The sequence below is a fragment of the Stenotrophomonas sp. HMWF003 genome, from assembly GCF_003061285.1.
GTDB classification, from domain to species: domain Bacteria; phylum Pseudomonadota; class Gammaproteobacteria; order Xanthomonadales; family Xanthomonadaceae; genus Stenotrophomonas; species Stenotrophomonas maltophilia_AP.
This window is the reverse complement of sequence record NZ_QAIW01000215.1, coordinates 1-10,572: the sequence shown is the minus strand read 5'-3', so window position 1 is coordinate 10,572 and position 10,572 is coordinate 1. Positions and strand designations below refer to the sequence as shown.

5 protein-coding genes and 2 pseudogenes are annotated in these 10,572 nt (G+C 67.2%); 1 reads left to right on the top strand and 6 read right to left on the bottom strand.

Translation table 11 applies throughout. The features are described from left to right. The 4 genes and pseudogenes from DBR34_RS08715 to DBR34_RS08700 all read right to left on the bottom strand — a co-directional run. Nucleotides 1–613, bottom strand: a pseudogene (locus tag DBR34_RS08715) (PfkB family carbohydrate kinase); the annotation flags it as partial. 7 nt (nucleotides 614–620) lie between these two features. Next, nucleotides 621–1,907: an L-fucose:H+ symporter permease gene (fucP, locus tag DBR34_RS08710; RefSeq protein ID WP_258223769.1), complete on the bottom strand. Its 1,287-nt coding sequence runs from the start codon at nucleotides 1,905–1,907 to the stop codon at nucleotides 621–623. A gap of 68 nt (nucleotides 1,908–1,975) precedes the next feature. Then, on the bottom strand, nucleotides 1,976–3,022 hold the full coding sequence (locus DBR34_RS08705) for a LacI family DNA-binding transcriptional regulator (protein ID WP_128096498.1): 1,047 nt from the start codon (nucleotides 3,020–3,022) through the stop codon (nucleotides 1,976–1,978). 105 nt (nucleotides 3,023–3,127) lie between these two features. Further along, nucleotides 3,128–5,593 (bottom strand): GH92 family glycosyl hydrolase, encoded by a 2,466-nt coding sequence (locus DBR34_RS08700; RefSeq protein WP_128096497.1) that lies wholly within the window; start codon nucleotides 5,591–5,593, stop codon nucleotides 3,128–3,130. Nucleotides 5,594–6,262: 669 nt separating this feature from the next. Between DBR34_RS08700 and DBR34_RS08695 the strand changes: the two genes are divergently transcribed. Continuing rightward, entirely contained in the window at nucleotides 6,263–9,352 is a 3,090-nt protein-coding gene (locus DBR34_RS08695) for a TonB-dependent receptor (protein ID WP_128096496.1), read from the top strand. Between the two features lie 352 nt (nucleotides 9,353–9,704). On the opposite strand, the gene DBR34_RS08690 is transcribed toward DBR34_RS08695, so the two are convergent. Next, nucleotides 9,705–10,436: a copper homeostasis protein CutC gene (locus DBR34_RS08690; RefSeq protein ID WP_128096495.1), complete on the bottom strand. Its 732-nt coding sequence runs from the start codon at nucleotides 10,434–10,436 to the stop codon at nucleotides 9,705–9,707. A 2-nt stretch (nucleotides 10,437–10,438) separates the two neighbouring features. After that, nucleotides 10,439–10,572: pseudogene (locus tag DBR34_RS22435) on the bottom strand (N(4)-(beta-N-acetylglucosaminyl)-L-asparaginase); the annotation flags it as partial.

Here is a 10,572-nt window from a genome sequence, read left to right as displayed (position 1 = left end):
GGAAGGCGGCCAGATAATCCAGTTCCTCGCGCGACAGCTTGACCAGCTCGGCCAGCTGCAGCGCTTCCCACAGCCGCGGCAGCGGGTCCACGCCCGCCGGCCACAGCGCCGGGCGCAGGTTGAGGTCGATGCTGACCATGGCACCGGCGGCGCGCGCGCGGCGCATGCCGTCCAGCGTGGCTTCGGCGATCTCCGCTTCGGTCAGGCTGTTGGAACACACATGGAAACTGCGCGTACCGGCGAAACAGTTGGGATGGAAATGGCTGCTGCGGAACAGCAGGTCCGCCGCCGGCGGGCGGTAGAAGCTGAAGCTGCGCTCGCCGTGTGCGTCCAGGGCCACGAACGCCAGCGCGGTCTTGGCTGCGTCGGTGCGCACGATGCAGTCGGTGGCCACGCCGGCGTCGGCCAGGCTCTCGGCAAGGAAGTCACCGAACATGTCCTGGCCGAGCATGCCGGCGAAATGGGTGTCGGCCCCCAGGCGTGCCGCCGCGACGGCGACGTTGGCCGGCGCCCCGCCGGCGTACTGCAGAAACGCGCGCGGGGTGTCCGGCGTGGCCGGCGGCTGGGCAAGTAGATCGATCAAAATTTCGCCGAAACAGACAATCTTGCTCATTCGGGCCTCAGGCTCCCTGGCGGAATGCGGCGCTCGGGCGCGAACCCGACACGCCATAGAAAATGATGTAGCCGTAGCAGACCAGCGGCAGGATGAAGGACGGCTGCAGCCCGATATGGTCGGCCAGCACGCCCTGCAGGTACGGCACCACGGCGCCGCCCACGATGGCCATGATCAACAGGCTGGAGGCCTTGTTGGTCAGCGGACCCAGGCGCTCGATGCTGAGCGCGAAGATGGTCGGGAACATGATCGAGTTGAACAGGCCCACCGCCACCACCGAATACAGCGACACGTGGCCCGAGCCGAGCATGGTCAGCGCCAGCAGCACCACGTTGACCACCGCGAACAGGGTGAGCAGGAGGCGCGGCGAGAACCGGGTCATGATCGCCGAGCCGGCAAAACGTCCGATCATCGCCAGCGTCCAGTACGCCGACACGTAATGGGTGGCCTGCTGCTCGGTGAAGCCCCCGATGGACGGCATCGACAGGTAGTTCACCAGGAAGCTGCCGATCGACACTTCGGCGCCCACGTAGAAGAAGATCGCCAGCACGCCGAACAGCACGTGCTTGTGGCGCAGCGCATCCATCAGGGTATGCGTGCCGCTGTCGGCCTGTTCGGTGGTTTCGGTCAGCGCCGGCAGGCGGAACAGGTAAACGAAGATGGCCAGCAGCGCCAGCGCGATCGCCAGGCCCACGTACGGGCCCTGCACCGACTGCGCTTCCTGCACGCGGTAAGCGATCTGCTCGGCCGAGGGCAGCGCGGCGATCTCATCGGCGCTCTTGACCGTGTTGCCGAGGATCAGCAGCCCGCCGAAGATCGGCGCGATCGCCGTGCCCAGCGAGTTCAACGCCTGGGCCAGGGTCAACCGGCTCGAAGCGGTCTGTTCCGGCCCCAGCAGCGCCACGTACGGGTTGGCGGCCACCTGCAGCACGGTGATGCCGGTGGCCAGCACGAACAGTGCGCCCAGGAAGGCTTCATACACGCGCAGTTCGGCGGCCGGCCAGAAGCCGAGTGCGCCAACGGCCGCGATGGCCAGGCCGGCCACGATGCCCTTCTTGTAGCCCAGGTGCGCCACCAGCCGCCCGGCCGGCAGCGACATCAGGAAGTAGGTGCCGAAGAAGGTGAACTGCACCAGCATCGCCTTGGCGTAGTTCAGTTCGAACACCGCCTTCAGGTGGGGGATCAGGATGTCGTTGAGGCAGGTCAGAAATCCCCACATGAAGAAGATGGTGGTGGCCACGGCCAGGGCCATGCGCGTGTTGACCACGGGCGCGGACGATGACGAGGCAGGCAGTCGGGGCGTTGGAGAAATGGGCATTCAGGTACGCGCCTCGTTGCGCGGGCAGGTAAAGGGAAACGCCATCACGCGGCCACCGGGCCGCTGCTGGCGCGGATGCGCAGTTGCACGGGCGCCACGGTGCGTTGTGGCGCGGCGTCGGGATGGTCCAGGCGCTGCAGCAGCAGTTCGGCCGCCTGGCGGCCGCGCTCGCGCGGGTTCACGGTGAGCGTGGTCAGCGGCGGCAAGGCCACCGCTGCTTCGGAGATATCGTCGAAACCGGTGACGGCGAAGTCCACGCCGGGGCGCACCCCGCGCGAGGCCAGGCCCAGCATCAGCCCGAGTGCAACGCTGTCGTTGTAGCAGACCGCTGCCGTCGGCGACGGCACGCGCGCGAACAGTTCTTCGCTGCGCGCCGCGGCTTCCAGGCGGCTGGGGGCCGACTCGATCAGCCAGTCCGGATGCAGCTCCCTGCCCGCTTCGGCCAGTGCCTGCGCGTAGCCCAACCGGCGCTGGTGGCAGGAGCTGGAATCGGCATGGCCACCGAAGAAGGCGATGCGCTCGTGCCCGCGTTCGATCAGGTGGCGGGTGGCCAGGTAGGCCCCCTGCTGGTTGTCCAGGGTCAGGAAATCCCAGTCGGCACCCGGCGGCTCGCGGTTGAACAGCAGCACGTTGGCGTTGAAGCCCAGCACCTGGCGCAGTTCGGCTGCATCGCTGCCTTCGGCCGGCGACAGGATCAACCCGGCCGGGGTGTGTTCCATCAACGTGGTCAGCACCGCCTGTTGCCGCTGCGGCGATTCGCCGGTGCTGCCCAGCAGGGTCACGAAACCCTTCGCACCCAGCGCTTCGTCCACCCCGGAGGCGAATTCGGCGAAGAACGGGTTGGACAGGTCGTTGATCACCAGGGCTACGCTGGACGAGGTGCGGCGGCGCAGGTTGGCCGCGCCGCGGTTGTAGACATAGCGCTGGCGGCGAAGCTCGGCCTCGACCTTGGCGCGGGTGTCGACATTGACCAACGGGCTGCCACGCAGCACCAGCGACACGGTCGCCCGCGACACGCCGATGGCTTCGGCGATATCGGTCACGGTGACGGCGCGCGTGCCCTTGCCCGCTGGTTTGACCTTGTCGTTCATGGTGTCTGCCCGGTCCTTGTCATCCGGCAAGCGTAAACGATCGCATCGGCCAGCGGACCGCGCCCCTGCAGGCAGCCGGATCGTGACCGCAGCCGATGCAACGCCTCATTCCAGCACCGCCCCCGGGGTGGCGCAGAACGAGCGCGGCAGCGCCTCGGCCTGGGTGCCCCAGCCGCGGGTGGGCGCCTGCGCAGCCAGCGCGAAATCGATGCGACCGCCCTGCTGCAGCCGGGCCCAGTCCAGCCACACCGGGGCATGGTCCTTGCCGTCCACGCGCACGCCCTGCACATACTGCAGCGTGCGCCCATCGGCACCGTCGGCGGCCAGGGTCAGCGTGCGGCCGGTGCCCAGGTCCACCTCCACCTGGGTGAAGCGCGGGGTGTGCAGCAGGAACTGGCCACTGCCCGGCACCGCCGGGTACAGACCGATCGCGCTGAACAGGTACCACGCCGACATCGTGCCCAGGTCATCGTTGCCGGTGACGCCGTTGGGGGCGTTGGTGAACAGCTGCTGCGCGGCGCGCACCACGGTGGCGGTCTTCCACGGCTGGCCAATCAGCGTGTACATCCACGGCGCGTGCAGGTCCGGCTCGTTGTTGGGGTTGTAGCGGTACTGGTTGTAGTAGCTGTACGGGCCCACCACCCATTCCTTGCGCGCGGCGGTCAGCGGCGACTGCACCAGCGCGTCGTAGGCGAAGAACGCATCCAGTCGCTTGCCGGCCTGTTCGCGGCCGTGCATGGCCTGCACCAGCCCCGGCACGTCCTGCTGCGCCAGCCACTGGTACTGCCACGCGGTGCCTTCATGGAAGCCATGGTGCGAGCGCGGGCTGTAGTGGCCATCGGACGGCACGTACCATTTGCCGTCGTCCATGCGCGGACGCGGGAAGCCGCTCATGCCGGTCTCCTCATCGCGTACCTGCGGGTCCCACACCTTGTGCCAGTTGCCGCCACGCGCGCGCAGCGTGCTGGCATCGTCGGCATGGCCCAGGCCGTCGGCCATCTGCGCCAGCGCGCAGTCGGCCAGGGCGTATTCCAGCGTGGCCGAGCCGCCGTGGTGCGGGTCCACGTCCATGCCCTTGGAGGGGAACGCGCGGTCGTAGGCGACGTAGCCGTTGTCCACGTACCCGGGGTTGCCCGACCGGCCGGCATGCCGCGAGTTCAGCGGCGGCTGCTCGAAGGCGTTGCGACGCAGCGCGGTGTAGGCCTCGCCCTCGCGCCCGGCCAGCGCGCCGAAGCGCCACAGGTCGACCAGGAATGGGGTGACCGGGTCGCCGGTCATGATGTTGGTTTCAAAATTGGCGTAACCCCAGCGCGGCAGCCAGCCCCCCTGTTCGTTGATGGCCAGCAGGCTGCGGCCGATGTCGCGCGCCACCTGCGGGCGGGTCAGGGCCAGCCACTGGTTCTGTGCGCGATAGGTATCCCACAGCGAGAAGTACTCGTAGTAGGTCCAGCCGTCGGCGCGATGGATCGCGTCGTCGTAGCCACGGTAGCGGCCGTCGGCGTCGCTGCCGGTCAGCGGCTGCAGCAGCGCGTGGTACAGCGCCGAATAGAACACGGTGCGGTCGTCACGGGTGCCGCCCTGCACGCGCGTCGTGGCCAGCTCGCGGCGCCACTGCTGCTGCGACTGGCTGCGCATCTGCTCGAAACCGAGCAGCTTGCCGCCCTGCATGCCCTCGCTGCGCAGGTTGTTGCGCGCGCCTTCTGCGTCCACGTGCGAGATGGCGCTGATCGCGGTGACCGCGCGGTTCTTGCCGGTATCGAAACTCAACCAGGCGCCGCTGGGCTTCTGTTCGCCCTCCATGCGGTGGCGCGCGCCGGCCAGGCCGCCTTCTTCGCCCCAGGTGCCGAACGCCTTGAACGGGCGGTCGAACTCGAGGCGGAACCAGGTGGTGTACTGGTGGCCGCCGCAGAAGCTCTTGGTAACCAGCTTGCCTTCCACCACGCGATCGCCCACCACGTCGATCACGCTGCCGATCACCGAATGGCGCTCGTTGGCCTGGCCCACGTTGACCAGCAGATGGCCGGTGCCGGCGTCGACCGGGAAGGTGTAGCGCTCGGCGGCGGCACGGGTGCGCGCGGTGGCCTCGGCATCGATGCCGCCGTAGCCGGTCAGGCGCACCTTGTAGTAGCCGGCCTGGCCGATCTCGCCGTCGTGGGTGTACGGGGACGCGTAGCGCTTGTGGTCGAAACTCTTGGCATCGTCGGTGTTGAAGTCCCCGCCCTTGCCGATGCTGCCGGTGACCGGCAGCACCGACACCTGGCCGCCCTGCTCCCAGCACCCGGCCCCGGACAGGAACGAATGGCCGAACCCGCGGATCTTGGGGTCGTCGTAGCGCCAGCCGGCGTAGTGCTCGCCGATCGGGCTGACCTGGATCAGGCCGAACGGGGCCGACGCCCCCGGGAAAGTATTGCCGTCATCCTTGCTGCCGATGAAGGTGTTGACCTCGCGCTCCAGCGCGACCGGGGCGGCGGCCTGCAGGACCGGCGCGAAGGCCAGCGCGAGCAGGCAGGCCAGGCGCGGCAGCGGGCGGCGCAACGGGGTAACGGCGATGACGGACGGCAGTCGGCGCATGCGTGGATCCTGTGGGTCGATGTCGGTACGGCAGACGGAAAAAGGCACGGCGGATGTCCGCCGCGGCGTGCCAGCCATTCCCCCGCTGGCACCGGTCCAGATCCACGTTGCCGTGAATTTAGATCGATTCAAGTAAAGCACGGAGATTTCGGCGGATGCATTCTGCGGCGCAACATGGCGTGGCCTCTTTTCTACCCGGCCGGGTGCCGAGACCCGCAGTTGCCGCGCCTGGAGCTTCGGTCCGCACGTCGTTGAACGCCCTGCCCCCACAGCGGAATCCCGGACCCATGGCGACATGTGTTCGAGCCACGCCGCCGGCGGCCTGCCGGTGCGCCCGGACCGCCCGGTCCGCGTCCCGCACCCGGCGCGCTCCCGTCCGCGCAAGAAAACGTTTTCATCGGAATGACGCTACCGGCGCGGTTCCCGGTCCTTCCTGACCATATTGCGAAGCAGCATGCGTCCCCGCTCCGCCCGTGCTAAAAATTGCCCGCCAATCGTTTAGATCGATCCAACTTCAAACGGTCACGATTGCCGGAGCGGTGGGTGGGGGCCCACCAGGCTGCATGCGGGACGCACGGGAGTTCAACGCTGGCAACAGCCCTCCCAAAACATTAGATCGATTCAACAACGTATCGCCACCGTTTCAATCCAGGAGAGGGAGAGAGTGGAATGAACAAGATGTCCCGCATGCGCAACCGCGACACGCTGTCGGCCGCCATTACCGCCGCGCTGTTCGCCGCCGCGATGGTGCCCGCCAGTGTGTTCGCACAGCAGGCCGGCCCCGCTTCGTCGCCGGAGGCCACCACGCTCGATAGCGTGAACGTCACCGGCTATCGCTACGCCATCGAAAAGAGCCTGCAGCAGAAGCGCGACGCCAACGCCGTGGTCGAAGTGATCACCGCCGAAGACGTCGGCAAGTTCCCCGACAAGAACGTGGCCGACGCGCTGCAGCGCGTGCCGGGCGTGGTGATCGAACGCAGCGGCGGCGAAGGCAAGACTGTCAGCGTGCGCGGCCTGGCACCGGACCTGACCCTGACCCAGTTGAACGGCAACTACGTGGCCACCTCGGAAACCAACAACGAGGCCACCCGGTCGTTCAACTACACGCTGCTGCCGTCCAACATGTTGTCCAGCGCCGAGCTGTTCAAATCGCCGGAAGCGCGCATCGACGAAGGCGGCATCGGCGGTACGGTGATCCTGCACACCCGCCGCCCGCTCGAGATGGAAAGCAACTCCGGTTACGTCAACCTGGAAGGCACCTCGTCGGACACCAGCCACGACGTCGACCCGCAGGCCTCCGCGCTGTACTCCTGGCACAGCGAAGACGAGCGCTTCGGCGTGCTGATCGGCGCCACCAAGCAGAAGCGCACCAGCCGCACCATGCAGGTGAGCACTGAAGACTATCAGTGGTATGGCAACGGCACCGATGCGGTGGATGCCCATGGCAACGTGCTGAGCCAGGACGGCATCCACTACTGGTGGGGCCAGTCGGGCTTCAACGACCAGAGCGGACGCAACTACAGCGAGTTCTTCATGCCCACCTCGGTGAACTTCGCCGTGAAGGAGGAGAAGCGCGAGCGTACCGGCGGGCAGTTCACGTTCCAGTTCAAGCCGATCGACAACCTGACCCTGACCGCCAACTACTTCCGCTTCGAGCTGGAAGGCAACTACACCCAGAACATGCTCAAGGTTCCCGAATGGAACCTGGCGCGCTTCAACGGCGACGGCAACTGGGCCGGCGGGCGCCTGCTCAACGGCATGAATTTCGACCCCAGCGGCAGCATCGTCACCGGCGCCCAGTACGAAAAGCTGGCCGGCAAAACCTACTACTGCAGCGAAGAACAGGCCGCCGCCGCCGGCATGGCTCCCGGTGGCTGGGGCCCGGATGACTGCACCATCCCCACCCCGCAGCTGACCGGTACCTACAGCAAGGAAAAGGCGCTCTCGCAGACCGCTGACCTGACCATCGACTGGGACATCAGCCCGCTGTGGAAGGCGTCCTTCACCGGTGGCCGGACCTGGTCCGAGGGCGGTCCGTCGATGAACTTCGGCATGTCGGCCAAGCCGCGCCGCCAGGTGGACGGCGTGTGGCAGTCCGGCAACAGCTACACCGCTTGGGACCTGACCGGCACGCCAAGCGTGACCTTCTCGCCGAACCTGCAGGACCAGCTGATGGCCGGCATCGCCGAGATCGACACCGGCTCCACCGGGTCATCGTGGATGCAGACCAGCGTCAAGCAGAACTACTTCCAGGCCGACGTCACCAAGATGTTCGAAAGCGGCTGGCTGGACTCCATCCAGTTCGGCGCCAAGTATCGTGATGGCGAAGTACACCGCAACACCGGCAACACCTACTGGGTGTGCAATGGCAAGGACCCGGCCGACTACGACAACAACCGCTACCAGGCCGGCTGCGACTCCACCGCCGGCGTCGCCCAGCCCGGGTTCTTCCTGTCCAACCCGATCAGCAACATTGCCGGCGGCTTCAACGCCAATGTATTCCCGGGCATCAACTACCCCGCCTACATCAACTACCTCAACGACAAGTACGGTGGTTCGTACAGCCGCAAGGAAGACGACTTCGTCTACAACGTCAACGAGAAGATCTACTCCGGCTACTTCCAGGCCAACTTCCGTACCGAGCGCCTGCGCGGCAACGTCGGCGTGCGCGTGGTGCGCACCCAGCAGTTCGCCGAGTCGAGTGATTCGGTGGAACGCTTCAACGACTACTTCCAGGACAACGCCGCTGGCGCACCGATGGGCTGCAACGACCCGGCCGCCGCCCCGCTGATCGCGTCCAACACCGGCTACGTCTGCCAGAGCGGCTTCGTGCGGCTGCCGGACGGGCTGGCGCGTGAGAAGACCTACGAGTTCGCCTCGCTGGACCGCACCTACACCGACTTCCTGCCGAGCTTCAACATCGCCTGGGACATCACCGACAACCTGGTGCTGCGTGGCGCCGCGTCGAAGGTCATCGCCCGCCCGGGCTACACCAGCATCGCCGCCCCCGGCAGCCTCAGCTATGTGAGTGAGGAGTACAGCAACGACCGTCGCGTCGCCGGTGGCACCGATACGCCCGGTTGGTACGGGCATGGCAGCAACAAGAACCTGGAACCGTTCAAGGCCACCCAGTACGACATCGGCCTGGAGTGGTACTTCAAGCCGGGTGCGGTCGCCGGTGCGGCCCTGTTCCGCAAGGACGTGGGCAACTTCACGGTGCCGGTGGTGCGCGACCAGCAGATGACGGTGGGCGGCCAGACGGTGACGGTGCAGAAGTACGAGACCGAAGCCAACGCGCGCGATGGCGTGTCGCAGGGTGTGGAGCTGTATGGCCAGTACACCTTCGACATGGGCTTTGGCGTGCAGGCCAACTACACCTACAACGACACCAACCTGGCCTCGATCGTGCTGGACGGTGAGGAAATCGGCGCATCGCCGCTGGTGGGCAGCGCCAAGAACCAGGCCAACCTCACCTTCTTCTACGAGAACGAGAAGTTCCTGGCACGCGCCTCATACAACCGTCGCGGCGAAGTCGTCGGCGGCTTGAACAACGGCCTCACTCAGTACTCCGAGCCGTACGACCAGCTGGACCTCAACGTGGCCTACAACTTCACCGAAGCCCTGACGTTCACGGCCTCGGTGCTGAATGCCACCAAGTCCGAACAGCGCATCTACCTCGGCGGCGACAGCAAGGCACGCCTGATCTCCAACACCTACACCGGCCGCCAGCTGTACTTCGGCGTGAACTACAAGTTCTAAGCGTCACCCGCCCCCGCCTCCGGGCGGGGCAACGGTCCTCCACGGCAGCCGCGCTGGTACAGGTGGCTGCCGTTTTTTGTGGTCGCGTAATGCCGTCACCGTCCCGCGGCGGGCACGCTCACGGAGCAGCCACCCATGGGGTGGCTCTACCGCCGTGCGGCGCGCAGGAATGAGGCGCGCGGTCGAATCGGGTAGAGCCACCCCATGGGTGGCTGGACGCATCCGAGCCCCGGTAGAGCCACCCCATGGGTGGCTGGATACATCCGAACCCCGGTAGAGCCACCCCACGGGTGGCTGGACGCATCCGAGCCCCGGTAGAGCCACCCCATGGGTGGCTGCACCCGCCACTTCGTCAGATCGCATCCAGCGCGGCGCGCAACGCGGCGACTTCGCCGGCATCGGTAACGGTCCAATCCGGCGACAGACCCACCAGGGCCGGGTTGTGGTGGCGCATCGCCGAACATTGCGCGGCCTTGGCCGACGCGTGCAGTTCGACGCAACCCGTGCGTGCGGCCACCGCGGCGATGTTGCGTGCGTTGAGCCCTGCGCCGGCCATCACGCTGATGCGTGCGTTCGACTGCGCCACCAGCGCGGCCAGCGTGTCCGCGCCCGCTTCCGCGCTGCCCTGGCCACCCGAGGTCAGCACCCGCTGGCACCCCAGGGCGATCACCTGTTCCAGCGCGGCCCGCAGGTCGCGCGCGTCATCGAAGGCGCGATGGAACGTCACCTGCAGCGGCCCGGCGGCCGACACCAGCCTCTGGCACAGCGCCGTATCCACGTTGCCGTCGGCGTCCAGCGCGCCGATCACCACGCCATCGCAGCCCAGCTGCCGGCAGTGGGCGATATCGCGCAGCATGATCTCCGCCTCGAGCGCCCCGTAGTGGAAGTCACCGGGGCGCGCGCGGATCAACACGAACAACGGAATGCGCAGGCGCTCGCGGGCCACGGCGATGCTGCCGTACGACGGCGTGGTGCCGCCCTCGGCGAGGTTGTCGAACAACTCGATGCGATCAGCCCCACCAGCCTGCGCGGCCAACGCGGAGGCAACCGAATTGGAGGCGATTTCCAGCAGCCGGCGCGCCATGCTCAGGTCTGCTCGCTGGTGTAGACCGAGGCGGAATCACGCAGGTCGTCCTGGCGATCGGTGTCGCAGACCGCATAGACGAAGCCGCGGTGCAACGCATACGCGCCGACCTGGCCCTGCTTGTCCAGCGCCAGGA

Bases quoted from the DNA above. Each gene is read 5' to 3' on its own strand.
- DBR34_RS08705 (WP_128096498.1), bottom strand. From the start codon at position 3,022: ATGAACGACAAGGTCAAACCAGCGGGCAAGGGCACGCGCGCCGTCACC.
- DBR34_RS08700 (WP_128096497.1), bottom strand. From the start codon at position 5,593: ATGCGCCGACTGCCGTCCGTCATCGCCGTTACCCCGTTGCGCCGCCCG.
- DBR34_RS08695 (WP_128096496.1), top strand. From the start codon at position 6,263: ATGAACAAGATGTCCCGCATGCGCAACCGCGACACGCTGTCGGCCGCC.
- DBR34_RS08690 (WP_128096495.1), bottom strand. From the start codon at position 10,436: ATGGCGCGCCGGCTGCTGGAAATCGCCTCCAATTCGGTTGCCTCCGCG.